At 63.1% G+C, this 13,527-nt stretch carries 10 protein-coding genes and 1 tRNA gene; 8 read left to right on the top strand and 3 right to left on the bottom strand.

Features of this window, described 5'->3' with window-relative positions; translation table 11 throughout:
* Positions 1-301: 301 nt before the first annotated feature.
* The 4 genes from BLT09_RS11260 to BLT09_RS11245 are packed head-to-tail and all read left to right on the top strand — an operon-like array spanning position 302 to position 5,136.
* A complete protein-coding gene (locus BLT09_RS11260) occupies positions 302-1,396 on the top strand; it encodes a microcin C ABC transporter permease YejB (RefSeq protein WP_027151652.1) in 1,095 nt (364 codons plus the stop codon).
* The gene (locus BLT09_RS11255) at positions 1,396-2,535 is read left to right on the top strand and encodes an ABC transporter permease (RefSeq protein WP_091592952.1); all 1,140 of its coding nucleotides are present in this window, start codon (positions 1,396-1,398) and stop codon (positions 2,533-2,535) included. Before BLT09_RS11260 ends, BLT09_RS11255 begins: the two co-directional genes overlap by 1 nt.
* Positions 2,532-4,163 (top strand): ABC transporter ATP-binding protein, encoded by a 1,632-nt coding sequence (locus BLT09_RS11250; protein WP_091592950.1) that lies wholly within the window; start codon positions 2,532-2,534, stop codon positions 4,161-4,163. Before BLT09_RS11255 ends, BLT09_RS11250 begins: the two co-directional genes overlap by 4 nt.
* A gap of 31 nt (positions 4,164-4,194) precedes the next feature.
* The gene (locus tag BLT09_RS11245) at positions 4,195-5,136 is read left to right on the top strand and encodes a 2-hydroxyacid dehydrogenase (protein WP_091592948.1); all 942 of its coding nucleotides are present in this window, start codon (positions 4,195-4,197) and stop codon (positions 5,134-5,136) included.
* Here BLT09_RS11245 and BLT09_RS11240 read toward each other — a convergent pair.
* Positions 5,133-5,465 (bottom strand): hypothetical protein, encoded by a 333-nt coding sequence (locus BLT09_RS11240; protein ID WP_027151648.1) that lies wholly within the window; start codon positions 5,463-5,465, stop codon positions 5,133-5,135. The genes BLT09_RS11245 and BLT09_RS11240 overlap by 4 nt on opposite strands.
* Before the next feature lie 216 nt (positions 5,466-5,681).
* Here BLT09_RS11240 and BLT09_RS11235 point away from each other — a divergent pair, with 216 nt between their 5' ends.
* Both BLT09_RS11235 and BLT09_RS11230 read left to right on the top strand, forming a co-directional pair.
* Complete coding sequence (locus BLT09_RS11235; protein ID WP_091592946.1) at positions 5,682-6,692, top strand: ligase-associated DNA damage response exonuclease; 1,011 nt, start codon at positions 5,682-5,684, stop codon at positions 6,690-6,692.
* Positions 6,693-6,768: 76 nt separating this feature from the next.
* Entirely contained in the window at positions 6,769-8,370 is a 1,602-nt protein-coding gene (locus BLT09_RS11230) for a cisplatin damage response ATP-dependent DNA ligase (RefSeq protein ID WP_091592944.1), read from the top strand.
* A 106-nt stretch (positions 8,371-8,476) separates the two neighbouring features.
* Here the strand turns inward: BLT09_RS11230 and BLT09_RS11225 are convergent, their stop codons facing one another.
* Positions 8,477-9,688 (bottom strand): hypothetical protein, encoded by a 1,212-nt coding sequence (locus BLT09_RS11225; RefSeq protein ID WP_091592943.1) that lies wholly within the window; start codon positions 9,686-9,688, stop codon positions 8,477-8,479.
* A gap of 340 nt (positions 9,689-10,028) precedes the next feature.
* On the opposite strand from BLT09_RS11225, the gene BLT09_RS11220 reads away from it, so the two are divergent.
* Positions 10,029-10,104 (top strand) — tRNA-Thr (locus BLT09_RS11220).
* Between the two features lie 1,529 nt (positions 10,105-11,633).
* Here BLT09_RS11220 and BLT09_RS11210 read toward each other — a convergent pair.
* Positions 11,634-12,761, bottom strand: a complete 1,128-nt coding sequence (locus tag BLT09_RS11210; RefSeq protein WP_091592940.1) for a PQQ-dependent sugar dehydrogenase — start codon at positions 12,759-12,761, stop codon at positions 11,634-11,636.
* Positions 12,762-13,058: 297 nt separating this feature from the next.
* On the opposite strand from BLT09_RS11210, the gene BLT09_RS11205 reads away from it, so the two are divergent.
* A complete protein-coding gene (locus BLT09_RS11205) occupies positions 13,059-13,484 on the top strand; it encodes a globin family protein (protein ID WP_091592939.1) in 426 nt (141 codons plus the stop codon).
* Positions 13,485-13,527 lie beyond the last annotated feature (43 nt).

Here is a 13,527-nt window from a genome sequence, read left to right as displayed (position 1 = left end):
CAAACCATCGCCGGTCCTCCCGGCGAAGGAGAAAACTGTCACCCATGCAATCAGTCCATTCTGTTACCTATCTATCCGGTTCGGACACCGGCATCCTCTCCCCGTATAGCGACGGGGAGAGGCGCGCTGTCATCGAGGGTTTCGCCAATCACAAAGCTGGCAATAAGAGCGCCGAGATTGAGGCCAGCCCCTTTCTCCCCGTCACTATACGGGGAGAAATGTCCGGCAGGACAATGAGGGGCGGCGCTGGGGTCGACAATTGGCCTGAAGCGGTGCTCTCCCTCGCGGAGGACAACATCTGATGGGCGCCTATATCCTGCGCCGCATCCTGCTGATGATCCCGACCCTGTTCGGCATCATGGCAGTGTCGTTCGCCGTCATCCAGTTCGCGCCGGGCGGGCCGGTCGAACAGGTCATCGCCAGGCTGACCAACCAGGGCGGCAGCGATCGCCTTGGCGGCGGCGGCGGTGACGCCGGCGCCAGCAATTTCGACGTGGCCGGCGATGCCGGTTCGAGATATCGCGGCGCACAAGGGCTCGACCCCGAATTCATCGCCAAGCTGGAAAAGCAGTTCGGCTTCGACAAGCCGCCGCTAGAGCGTTTCGGCATGATGCTGTGGAACTATTTCCGGTTCGATTTCGGCGACAGCTATTTCCGCGACATTTCAGTGATCGATCTGATCCTGGAGAAGATGCCGGTGTCGATCTCGATCGGGTTGTGGATCACGCTGCTGTCCTACCTGATCTCGATCCCGCTCGGCATCCGCAAGGCCGTCAAGGACGGCTCGGCATTCGACGTATGGACCAGCGGCGTCGTCATTGTCGGCTACGCCATTCCGGGCTTCCTGTTCGGCATCTTGCTGATGGTGCTGTTTGCCGGCGGATCGTTCTACGACTGGTTCCCGCTACGCGGCATCACCTCCGACAATTGGGACCAGTTGTCCTGGCCGGCGCGGATCGTCGACTATCTCTGGCACATGACCTTGCCGCTGACGGCGCTGGTGCTGTCGGCCTTCGCCACCACGACGCTGTTGACCAAGAATTCGTTCCTCGAGGAAATCCGCAAGCAATATGTGGTGACCGCGCGCGCCAAGGGTCTGTCGGAACGGCGGGTTCTCTACGGTCACGTCTTCCGCAACGCCATGCTGATCGTCGTCGCCGGCTTTCCCGGCGCCTTCATCTCGGCCTTCTTCACCGGCTCGCTGCTGATCGAGAACATCTTTTCGCTCGACGGCCTCGGCCTGCTCGGTTTCAGGTCGGTGGTCGAGCGCGACTATCCGGTGGTGTTCGCCAATCTCTACATCTTCTCGCTGCTTGGTCTGATCGTCGGGCTGCTGTCCGACCTGATCTATACCTGGGTCGACCCGCGCATCGACTTCGAGCGGAGAGACGTCTGATGGCCGGGGCCGCAGCCGAAACGGCGCCGGGCCGGAGCGCACGGCCCTGGCTGTCGCCGCTCAACCAGCGGCGGCTGCAGAATTTCAGGGCCAACCGGCGCGGCTACTGGTCGTTGTGGATCTTCCTCGTGCTTTTCGTGCTGTCGCTGTTTTCCGAATGGATCGCCAACGACAAGCCGGTGCTCGTCTCCTACAAGGGCGAAATCCTGTTTCCGGTCGTGGTCGCTTATCCCGAAGAGAAGTTCGGCGGCTTTTATGCGGTCACCGACTACCGCGACCCGGTCATCCAGGACGAGATCAATGCCCATGGCTGGATGATCTGGCCACCGGTCCGCTACTCGTACCGGACCGTCAACAACGCCATCCCGGAGGCGGCGCCGACCAAGCCGTCCTGGCTCTATGACGTCCAGACACGTTGCAACCAGTATCCGCAAGGTGCCGCCGACCCCAATTGCGTCATCGGCAACTGGAACTGGCTGGGCACCGACGACCAGGCCCGCGACGTGCTGGCGCGCGTCATCTACGGATTCAGGGTCTCGGTGCTGTTCGGCCTGATCCTCACCGCCGGCTCGGCGGTGATAGGCGTGACGGCCGGCGCATTGCAGGGTTATTTCGGCGGCTGGACCGACCTTCTGTTCCAGCGCTTCATAGAAATCTGGTCGGCGATCCCAGTACTTTATCTGCTCCTCATCGTCGCCGCCATCCTGCCGCCCGGCTTCTTCATCCTGCTCGGGCTGATGCTGCTGTTCTCCTGGGTGGCGCTGGTCGGCGTGGTGCGGGCCGAGTTCCTGCGCGCCCGCAACTTCGAATATGTCAACGCCGCGCGCGCGCTGGGCGTACCCAACGGTACTATCATGTTCCGGCATCTGTTGCCCAACGCCATGGTGGCGACGCTGACCTTCCTGCCCTTCCTGCTCAGCGGCTCGATCTCGACGCTGACCTCGCTCGACTACCTTGGCTTCGGCCTGCCGCCCGGCTCGGCCTCGCTGGGCGAGCTCCTCAAGCAGGCGCAGCGCAACCTCAACGCGCCATGGCTGGGCATTTCCGGCTTCGTCGTCATCTCGCTGATGCTGTCGCTGCTGGTCTTCGTCGGCGAAGCGACCCGCGACGCCTTCGATCCGCGCAAGACGTTCAGATGAGCGAAGCCCCTCTCCTTTCAGTGCGCGACCTCAGCGTCGCCTTCGCGCAGGAAGGCCGCCAGTCGATGGCCGTCGACCACATCTCCTTCGACATCGCCAAGGGCGAGACGGTGGCGCTGGTCGGCGAATCCGGCTCCGGCAAGTCGGTCTCGGCGCTGTCGGTGCTGAAGCTGCTGCCCTATCCGGCCGCCAGCCATCCGTCGGGAAAAATCCTGTTCCAGGGCGCCGATCTGCTCGCTGCCGACGAGAAGGCATTGCGCCGCGTGCGCGGCAACAAGATCACCATGATCTTTCAGGAGCCGATGACCTCGCTCAACCCGCTGCACACGATCGAGCAGCAGATCGTCGAGGTGCTGACGCTGCACCAAGGCCTGGGTGACCGCCAAGCCAAGGCGCGCACTCTGGAGCTGCTCAACGAGGTCGGCATCCGCGAGCCGGAGAAGCGGCTCGACGCTTATCCGCACCAGCTTTCCGGCGGCCAGCGCCAGCGCGTCATGATCGCCATGGCGCTGGCCAACGAGCCGGAACTGCTGATCGCCGACGAGCCGACGACCGCACTCGACGTCACCGTGCAGGCGCAGATCCTCGAACTGCTCGCGGAGTTGAAGAGCCGCAAAGGCATGTCGATGCTGTTCATTACCCACGATCTCGGCATCGTCAGAAAGATTGCCGACCGGGTCTGCGTGATGACCAAGGGCAAGATCGTCGAGACCGGGCCGACGAAGGAAATTTTCGCCAACCCGCAGCACAGCTATACGCGGCATCTGCTTGCCGCCGAACCCAAGGGCAAGCCGCCCGCCGCCAACGCAGCCGCCAGGCCAGTGATGACCGGCCAGGACATAAAAGTCTGGTTTCCGATCAAGAAAGGCTTTTTCCGGCACACTGTCGACAATGTGAAGGCGGTCGACGGCATCGACGTCACCGTGCGCGCCGGCCAGACGCTCGGCGTCGTCGGCGAATCCGGCTCGGGCAAGACGACGCTCGGCCTGGCGCTGGCCAGGATGATCTCGTCGACCGGGACCATTCAGTTCAACGGGCGCGACATCAACGAGCTGTCATTCAACGCCATGCGGCCGCTGCGGCGCGAGCTGCAGATCGTTTTCCAGGATCCGTTCGGGTCGTTGAGCCCGCGCATGTCGGTCTCCGAGATCATCGAGGAAGGGCTGAAGATCCACGAGCCGAAACTGTCTCCCGATGAGCGCGACAAGCGCATTGTCGATGTGCTCGGGGAAGTCGGGCTCGATTCCGCCACGCGCAATCGCTATCCGCACGAGTTTTCCGGCGGCCAGCGCCAGCGCATCGCCATCGCCCGCGCCATGGTGCTCAACCCGCGCTTCGTCATGCTGGACGAGCCGACCTCGGCGCTCGACATGAGCGTGCAGGCGCAGGTGGTCGACCTTCTGCGCAGCCTGCAGGCGAAGCACGACCTCGCCTATCTGTTCATCAGCCACGACCTGAAGGTTATCCGTGCGCTTGCCAACGACGTCATCGTCATGCGCAATGGCAGGATCGTCGAGGCCGGCCCGTCCGAACAGATTTTCGAACGGCCGCAGACCGACTATACCAAGGCGCTGATCTCGGCCGCATTCAAGATCGAAACGGCGCCGGTCGGCATCGTCAGCGAGTAGGCTGTACCGCATAAAGGAAAAAGAACCCGCCATGGAAAAAGGCCGTGTCCTGCTTGCCCTCACCGGTATCCATCCAGGCCGTTGGCGCGAACTCTTGGCGGCCGAACGCGAGGTGGTGCTCGAGCCGGAAGGCGCCAGCGATCCTTCGATCACCTATGCGGTGGTTTGGAAGCAGCGGCCGAACCTTCTGTCGTCCCTGCCCAATCTGCGCGCTGTCTTTTCGATCGGCGCCGGCGTCGACCACATCTTCGCCGATCCCACTTTGCCCGACGTGCCGATCGTCAAGGTCGTGGCCGACAATTTGACCCAGTACATGACCGAGTATGTCGTCTGGCGGGTGCTCGATCATCACCGTCAAGGCATGCTCTACCGGACGCAGCAGCAAAAGAAGATCTGGCACGAGTCGCCGCAGCGGCCGGCCGGCGACATCTCCGTCGGCATCATGGGGCTCGGCACGCTTGGCCGCGCGGCGGCGTCGGTGCTTTTGTCGCTCGGCTTTGCGGTCAATGGCTGGTCGCGCAGCGACAAGCCGGTGAAAGGCGTTTCGACCTATGCCGGCGAGGCCGGCTTGATCCCCTTCCTCAACGCCACCGATATCCTGGTGGTGCTGTTGCCGCTTACGCCGCAGACGCAGGGCATCATCAATTACGGCGTGCTGAAGGAGTTGAGGAAACGCAACGGCCTCGGCGGCTCAGTGCTGATCAACGCCGGGCGCGGCAAGTTGCAGAAGGACGCCGACATTCTGCGTGCGCTGGAGGACGGCACACTCAAGGAAGCGAGCCTCGACGTGTTCGAGGTCGAGCCGCTGCCGAAGACCAGCCGGCTGTGGAACCACCCGAAAGTGTTCGTGACACCGCATGCGGCGGCGACTTCCGACCCCGTGCATCTGGTGCCGATCATGCTGCGCCAGATGGCCGCGTTCGAGCGCGGCGAGAAGCTCGAGAACGTCGTCGATCGCAACGCCGGGTATTAACCCGGCTTGCCGCATTCGCGGCGGGCGATCGACCGGTTCATGGCGTCGATCCGGCCGCTTGCCTGTTCGACGTCGCGCTGGGCCTTGGAACGGGCGTCCGGCGTGAACGGGCCGAGGCCCACCCCGGGATCGGAGAAGGACGGCTTGGCATCCAGTGGAAGGCGGTATTGCTGCGCCAGCCGGTTTCGTTGCGCCAGCAATTGATCGCAAGGCACGCTGTCATATTGCAGCGAGGACTGGACATTCGCGTCCTGTCGCTCGGCAATCGAGGTGCCGACGCAACCGGCTATTGCCAGGCAAGATGCCAAGACCACCAAGTTCCAGCGCATGCAACGTCCTCCGTGTCAGTGTCCTGCCCGTTCGGGCACGCGAATCGGACTTTTTCGCAGCCGCCGCCACGTGTGGCGCAGGTGAACGAAAAGGGTCGCCGGACAAGGCCTGATGCGATTTCGCGATGGAGATCCCGCCGGCAGTTGCCTGTATGCCGAGTCAGCAGTCACTTGCAACAGGCTTCCCGCGCCGGAATTAGCAACTATCTTGGAACCATGCGCGCCAGCGACCTGCTTCACCCTCGGCCCGAGGGCCTTTATTGCCCGCCCGGCGATTTCTTCATCGATCCGGTGCGGCCGGTCAGCCGGGCGCTGATCACACACGGCCATTCCGACCATGCCCGTTCCGGCCACCGCTCGGTGCTGGCTACACAACAGACGCTGGACATCATGCGGCTGCGCTACGGCGAGGGTTTTGCCGGGACGACGCAAGCGGCAGCACTTGGCGAGGCGATTGCGCTGAACGGCGTCACCGTAACCTTCCATCCGGCCGGCCATGTGCTGGGCTCGGCGCAGATCGAGGTCGTGCATCAGGGCTCATGCATCGTCGCTTCGGGCGACTACAAGCGCCAGAGGGACGCGACTTGCGAGCCGTTCGAACCGGTCAAGTGTGACGTGTTCATCACCGAGGCGACTTTCGGCCTGCCGGTGTTCCGTCATCCGCCCGATACCGAAGAGATCGCCCGCCTGCTGAAATCGACGGCGCAGTTTCCCGAACGCGCGCATCTGGTCGGCGCCTATGCGCTCGGCAAGGCGCAGCGCGTCATGCGCTTGCTGCGCGACGCCGGCTACGACAGGCCGATCTATATCCACGGCGCGCTGGCCAAGCTCAGCGACTACTATCAGAGCCAGGGCATCGAGCTCGGGACGCTGGAGCCGGCGACCGTCGAAAGCAGTGGCAAGGAGGATTTCACCGGCGCCATCGTCGTCGGCCCGCCCTCGGCCTTCGCCGACCGCTGGGCGCGGCGCTTTCCCGATCCGATCTCGTGCTTTGCGTCCGGCTGGATGCGCATCCGCCAGCGCGCCAAGCAGGGCGGCGTCGAGCTGCCGCTGATCGTTTCCGACCATGCCGACTGGGACGAGCTGACCACCACGATAAGGGAAACCGGCGCCGGGGAAATCTGGGTGACGCATGGCCGCGAAGAGGCCCTGGTGCGCTGGTGCGAACTCGAAGGCATCGCTGCGCGGCCGTTGCATCTCGTCGGCTATGAGGATGAGGGCGATTGATGGTGGTCACGGCCGATGTAGCGCTTCACGGCGGCGCGACAGAACGCAAGGCTGGCCCATTGGCGCGGCCCGCATCATGAACCGCTTCGCCGAACTCCTCGACCGCCTCGTGCTGACGCCGTCGCGCAACGGCAAGCTGACGCTGTTGAGCGATTATTTCCGCAGCGTCGAGGATCCGGATCGCGGCCTGGCGCTGGCTGCCATCACCGGCGACCTGACCATCGCGGCGGTCAAGCCGGCGATGCTGCGCGCGCTGGTCATGGAGCGCATGGACCCGGTGCTGTTCGGCTATTCCTACGACTATGTCGGCGACCTGGCGGAGACCGTGTCGCTGGTCTGGCCGCAATCACCGGCGGATATCGCCAACCATGTGCCGACGCTCGCCGAGGTCGTCGCGAAATTGCAGGCGGCGAGCCGTTCCGACGGGCCGAAGGTGCTGGCCCGGCTGCTCGACAGCGCCAGCATCTCGGCGCGCTTCGCCGTCATCAAGCTGGTCACCGGCGGCCTGCGCATCGGCGTTTCGGCGCGATTGGCCAAGCAGGCGCTGGCCGATCTCGGCAAGGTCGACATCGCTGAGATCGAAGAACTCTGGCATGGGCTGACACCGCCCTATGCCGAGCTGTTCGCCTGGCTGGAAGGCAAGGCAGAAAAACCCAAAAAGACAGCGCTGGCGCTGTTCCGGCCGGTGATGCTGTCCAACCCGATCGGTGACGGCGACCTCGAAAAGCTCGATCCGGCCGACTATGCCGCCGAGTGGAAATGGGACGGCATCCGCGTCCAGGCGGTATCGGAAGGCGGTGTTCGCCGGCTCTATTCGCGCACCGGCGACGATGTTTCCGGGGCTTTTCCTGACCTCGCAGAGGCGATGGATTTCTCCGCCACCCTCGACGGCGAGCTTCTGGTCGGCGATCCCCGGCAGGCGACCGGCACGTTCTCGGACCTGCAGCAGCGGCTGAACCGCAAGAGCGTGACACCGAAGATCCAGCAGCAATACCCGGCCTTCATGCGCTGCTACGACGTGCTTCAGATCGGCGACGAGGACTTGCGCACCCGCGCGTTTCGCGAGCGGCGCGGCCACCTCGAAGCCTTCGTGCAGACGCTCGATCCGAGCCGCTTCGATCTTTCGCCGCTGGTCGAATTCACCGACTGGCAGGCGCTGGAGGAATTGCGCCGCAAGCCGCTGCATCCGGTGATCGAAGGCGTGATGCTGAAGCGCTGGGATTCGCCCTATCTCACCGGCCGGCCGAAAGGCCCATGGTTCAAATGGAAGCGCGATCCGCACACAATCGACGCCGTGCTGATGTATGCCCAGCGCGGCCACGGCAAGCGTTCGAGTTTCTATTCCGACTACACGTTCGGCGTGTGGTCCGGCCCGGAAGGATCGGAGGAACTGGTGCCGGTGGGGAAAGCCTATTTCGGCTTCACCGACGAGGAACTGAGGCAGATCGACAAATATGTCCGCGACAACACGATCGAGCGCTTCGGCCCGGTCCGCTCGGTGCGGGCCGACCGCAGACAAGGCCTGGTGCTGGAGGTGGCGTTCGAAGGGCTTAACCGCTCGACACGGCACAAATCCGGTGTCGCCATGCGCTTTCCGCGCATTTCGCGGCTGCGCTGGGACAAGCCAGCGGCCGAAGCCGACCGCATCGAGACGCTGCAGGCGCTGCTCGATAGTTAGAGCGACGTGCGTCCAAGTGGACGCACAAAGTACGCTCTAACAGTTATAATCTACGCATCGTGCTTTCCGAAAATCGATTCCGATTTTCGGGCCGATGCGTTGAGGCTCAAGGAACAATCGCGACGCGGATCTCGTAGATGTCGACCGACTTGCCCTGCTTGTCGAAGTCGGAATTGATGGCGATGGTGCCGGCAGCGCCCGGACGCTTGTCGGGAAACCGCACATCGAAGAGGTATTCGTTGCGCTCGTGGCCGACCGCGTAGCGCTTGCGGCCGCAGTCGCCGAGTTCGCCGAAATTGCAGTCGACGGAGATCTGCGTCTCCTGGCCCTCCTCGGAGCGGGCGATGATGTCGAACGTGGCGTGCTTGCCGGCGAGTTTGTCCAAGACGCCTTGCTCGACGTCGAAGCTGATCGCCGAACCGGAGGCGCCCGACCGGATGCGCAGGAAAGAACCGCTGTCGTCCTGCATGACTTCGGCCTTGGCATCCGAAGGCGCGCTGACAAGCGTCGGGTCACTCGGTGAAAACACATTGATCCAGTCGCGCGCCTCATCCGCCTCGCCGGCGTTCAGCGGCGGGGCCGTGTCGCCTGGCGGCGTGAAATCATCGTCTTCCACCGTCGGTGGCGTTTGCGGCGGGGCGGTGTCGAGTTCGGCCGCCGACTTGAAGACGCCGGTCTGGGCAGCGAAATAGAGGCCGATGCCGGCGGCTGCGAGCAGCGTCACGCCGAGGAAAATCGCGGTGAGAGGCAGGCGGGGACCTCTCACCCGCCTGTCGTCGCGGTCGGGCATCACCTCTGCGTCGCCGTCTCCGGCCGATTGGGGGGACGACAAGTCGATCTCCGGCGCATCGGGAAAAGCCGCTTCGGGCATGATGTCGGGAACGACCGGCAAGACGCGCGAGCGCGGCGCATCGGAAGCTGGGGGTGCGTCGGAAGCAGGAGGCGCGACCGATGCGGGAGGCTCAGCCGGACCGTCGACAACGACCTCAGGCGGCGCCGGTTCAGCGTCGGCGCCGGCATCCGGTTCGGCATCGGCTTCGCTGCCAGCCGGCTGCTCCGCAGCCGGTGCTGCAGCGTCGTCATCGGTCGGCCGGCCGACAGCGGGAACCGCCGGCAGGAATTCGGATTCGATTTCGGTTATCTTGGCCTGCACCGCCTTGCGGCGCTTGATGGCGACTTCCACCGTCACGTTCGGGTTGGCCTGCAGGGCGCGATCAAGCGCGGCGAAGGCCGATCGGTAGACCCGCTCGCGAAACGCGCGGTCTTCGGCATTGCCTTTCTCGAAGGCATTCCGGATCGCTTTTTCGATCGCGTCCAACGGGGACCCCTCTGCACGTACGGTCACATTGGCATGATCGTTAGCCGCAGGCGACCGATCAATCAACGGGCCAGCGGCCGCATTCTGCCTTGGTGATGCATCCAAAGTCGATTTCGGCGGTTTTCGGTAAAGAAATCAACATTTTTCGCCGATTCCCCGATGCAGCGCCAACGCGACGTCGCACAACTTGGCGTTGAGACTTCGCGCAACCGCATAGCCGACCGGTGCGGCGGTCGCTTATAGGCCCGGGATGAGCCGACACGAATTGCCAAGTCCCATCTTGAATTTGTGGCGGGTTGCGTCTATCACCCAGCGCATCTTGGAGGCCTTGGCTTCCCGGGCCGCTTTAGCTCAGTTGGTAGAGCACATCATTCGTAATGATGGGGTCAGGTGTTCGAGTCACCTAAGCGGCACCAGTTTTCTCTTCGCAAAATCAATTGCTTAGTTGATGGCCGGTTTTGGCCGCATCCGCGAAAATCATCCGGGGCACCGCAGGGGCACCCCCAGACGCATTTTCAGCCCCTAAAATAATATTTTTGCCCCAGGCCCCTGAACTTCCGGCAGACTTGCGGAAAGTCCAGATCCTTTCGCGCGCGATGTGACATCACCAAAACCTTGGCCAAAGCGACGGACAGCGAGCCCCTGGTCGACCAGACCTTGCGGGGCGGCTCGCGACTACGGATTTCTGTCCAGCAGCCATCTACTCACCATCTATTTTAGACACCCCTGAGAGCTTCCATGAGGCCGTGCAGACGACACTGGCTAGCTTCGACATTCGGGACGAGGCAAGGTCTGGCCGACTACTCCCGCACATTAACCGCCTTCGGGACATTGTTGCTCGGCTTTGAGAGCCCCGAGTAGCGGCCGAAAATTTCTATGGGCGCCCTCGGCGGAACACTCAAAAGGTTCAAAAGTCCACTTTGCAGGCGGCTTTCGTCTCTCTTCAGCGCTGGGCCGCGTACGCCGGTTAATGGCCGGAGGCCCCGCTTTCCGGAAAGCAAAACTGGGAGCGGATTTTTCCAATGTTTTCCCCGGTGTGGGAATTCCCACAGCCGAGCCTGGTCCGACTGGCATATCCTTGTTGCAACATCCAGGCCTGCGCAGAAGCCATAAGGTGTCCCGCGATGGGTCAATAAGTCTGGCACGGCAGTTGCATGGTCAGGTATGGGGGAATGGGGCGGAGGCCCGTCGCTTCGCAAATGTAGCGGCGGGTCTTCTGCATAGAGGTCGCGTCCCAGTCTACGCGCTGCCGTCCGTCTCGCTTTCCTCGTCTATCGCCCGGACCGGCAGTAAGCAGCTGTAGGTATCGGCGAAGTCGAGATCGAGGAAGACATATGCATTGCGGACAGTATCAAACTGTCAATTCGCCAGCACGCCAATCACAAGACACGAGAGCTTGCCTGCGCATTCGGATTCAGCCGACGAAAAGAGGTCTGCTCCACGTGCAAGAAGACAAAGAACGTCGTTAGCTACGCCCACAGGACCGGCTAGGCCGGCAAATCTAGACAGTACATGAGGCGTGCTCGCCGAGGTGCCGACGACCACCGGCACCGGCCGCTTCAGTCATGCACCTGGACATAAGGCTGTCGGGTAGTTGGCTAGCGTTGCCGCTACAGGCGCACCCGTCAGGCTCGCAGCGGCACTGGCGGGCCATTTGTCGGCCAGGGTCGCGACTGCCGCGCGGAGAACTGGCCTATAGCTTTCTAAAGAAGCCGGACAGAATATTCGGACCCACTTCGCCGGGCCGCAGTCTAATCCCGTCCTCGAATGAGTTCAGCGTCACGCAGAGCGCAACAAAATCAGCAATTTCTGTGGCAAATGCAGGACTTTTGAATTTCACTCAGGTCTTCGCGTCACTAAGCGACACTAATATTTCTCAAGGCTTAGCGGGATTCCGAGGGTAGAGCGACCAGTTCAGAAAACGCGCCTGTCGCACCGCGCGGCATCACTGCGACGCTGCCGGCGTCAGTCGCAATATCTTTCCCGCTGGTTCGTCGGTCAACGCCATGACCGCGCCGTCGGGAGCCTGCGCCACGTCCCGGATACGCCTGCCGAGAGCGAGGACTTCCTCGCCGGCGACCTGCTTTCCGTCGATCCTGACACGAACGATACCTTCCGCCGACAGTCCGCCAATCAAGAGGTCGCCTCGCCAATCGGAAAACATGTCGCCGGTGTAGAAGGTCATGCCGGAAGGCGAGATGACGGGCGTCCAGCTATGGATGGAGTCGGCAAACTCCGGCCGCGTCGATGGCTCGGGAATGCGTTCGCCAGAATAGTGCCGGCCCCAGCTGACCTCGGGCCAGCCGTGATTCCTGCCCGCTTGCGGAATGTTCAGCTCATCGCCGCCGAGCGGTCCCATTTCCGCGGTCCAGAGCACGCCGGATTGGGGATGGAGCGCAGCACTTTGCACATTGCGATGGCCGTAGGACCAGATCTCGTCGGCGCCGTCCTTGCCGACGAAGGGATTGTCGTCAGGCACGGAACCATCGGGGTTGATGCGGACGATCGTGCCGAGATGATTGTTCGCGTTCTGCGCCTCTCGCATCTTGCCGCGCTCACCGAGCGTGACGAACAGCTTGCCATCCGGCGCGAATACCAGGCGGGAGCCGTAGTGCAGCCGGCTGGACACGGCTGGTTCTTGGCGGAAGATCACTTCGAAATTCGAAAGCGCGTTGCCGTTCTCGTCCAGGCGTCCACGGCCGACCGAGGTGGCCGCGCCGCCGCCGCGTTCCTCCGAATAGGAGAGATAAACCGTCCGGTTGTTGGCAAAGTCCGGATCGAGCCCCACATCCAGCAGACCGCCTTGTCCGCTGGCGAGGACGTCCGGCACACCGTCGATCGGATCGGAAACGGCTCCGTCGGTCGAGACGAGCCGCAGGCGCCCCGGACGCTCGGTGACCAGCAACGCGCCGTCGGGCAGGTAGGTCGCGCCCCAGGGATGCTCGAGCCCTTCGGCAAAGGTCTCGACCGCAACGCGGCCTGTTTCGCTCTCGATGCTGCTGTCCTGCGCGAGCGTGGTCGAGGGCGCACCGAAGGCGAGAAGAAAAGACGAAGCAATGAATATCCGCAGCATGATTTCTCCATCCGAACGGAGGCATAGGGGAGGAGCCGCCGGCTCCCCGATATAATGACCGACTGCCGATGCAGTTCCAAGCTGGCGCCGCGCCCCAGGTTTTCAGCTATGGCCAGGTCGAGGTCGGCGAGAGTTCGGCCTGGCACTCTCGGCGTGCCTCTAAATAAAGAAGACAAATGAGCGCGAGCTGAAAACCAATTGAGACACAACTGAAACACATCCAGGCGCAGGCGACATGCATGCGAAACGCTTTGGGGCGATGGTCGCCGCAAGACCAGGAACGCAGGAGCGTCGCCGATGACACCCGACCAGATCAGACTTGTCCAGGACAGTTTTCGCGAGATCGTGCCGATCCGCGTGGCCGTCGCCGCGCTGTTCTACGAGCGCCTGTTCGCGATCGACGCGGATCTTCGCGCGCTGTTTCCGGTGACAGACATGACCAAGCAAGGCGCCAAGCTGATGGCGAGCCTGGGCTTCGTCGTGCATGGACTGGAACGTGCCGACACCATCCTGCCGACGGTTCGCGTGCTCGCCAGGCGTCACGTGAACTACGGCGTCGAGGAGCGTCATTACCCGATCGTCGGGCAAGCGCTCATCGAGACGCTGGCGGCCGGCCTCGGCACGGCTTTTACGCCGGCTGTCCGCGAGGCTTGGGAGGCGGCCTACGGGTTGCTCGCCAGCGTGATGATCGCGGCTGCCCGTGAGGATCAGCTCGCCGCGTAATTTTTGGGGATGCAGCCGCAGGCGACCACCCACCCAAACGACA

It is taken from the genome of Mesorhizobium muleiense (assembly GCF_900099905.1).
GTDB lineage: Bacteria > Pseudomonadota > Alphaproteobacteria > Rhizobiales > Rhizobiaceae > Mesorhizobium > Mesorhizobium muleiense.
The sequence above is the reverse complement of the archived record's forward strand: the minus strand, read 5'-3'. Positions and strand labels throughout refer to the sequence as shown.

Excerpts from the sequence above, each read along its gene's own strand:
- BLT09_RS11210 (WP_091592940.1), bottom strand. The coding sequence starts at position 12,761 with ATGCTGCGGATATTCATTGCTTCGTCTTTTCTTCTCGCCTTCGGTGCG.
- BLT09_RS11240 (WP_027151648.1), bottom strand. The coding sequence starts at position 5,465 with ATGCGCTGGAACTTGGTGGTCTTGGCATCTTGCCTGGCAATAGCCGGT.
- BLT09_RS11255 (WP_091592952.1), top strand. The coding sequence starts at position 1,396 with ATGGCCGGGGCCGCAGCCGAAACGGCGCCGGGCCGGAGCGCACGGCCC.
- BLT09_RS11245 (WP_091592948.1), top strand. The coding sequence starts at position 4,195 with ATGGAAAAAGGCCGTGTCCTGCTTGCCCTCACCGGTATCCATCCAGGC.
- BLT09_RS11250 (WP_091592950.1), top strand. The coding sequence starts at position 2,532 with ATGAGCGAAGCCCCTCTCCTTTCAGTGCGCGACCTCAGCGTCGCCTTC.
- BLT09_RS11260 (WP_027151652.1), top strand. The coding sequence starts at position 302 with ATGGGCGCCTATATCCTGCGCCGCATCCTGCTGATGATCCCGACCCTG.
- BLT09_RS11235 (WP_091592946.1), top strand. The coding sequence starts at position 5,682 with ATGCGCGCCAGCGACCTGCTTCACCCTCGGCCCGAGGGCCTTTATTGC.
- BLT09_RS11230 (WP_091592944.1), top strand. The coding sequence starts at position 6,769 with ATGAACCGCTTCGCCGAACTCCTCGACCGCCTCGTGCTGACGCCGTCG.
- BLT09_RS11205 (WP_091592939.1), top strand. The coding sequence starts at position 13,059 with ATGACACCCGACCAGATCAGACTTGTCCAGGACAGTTTTCGCGAGATC.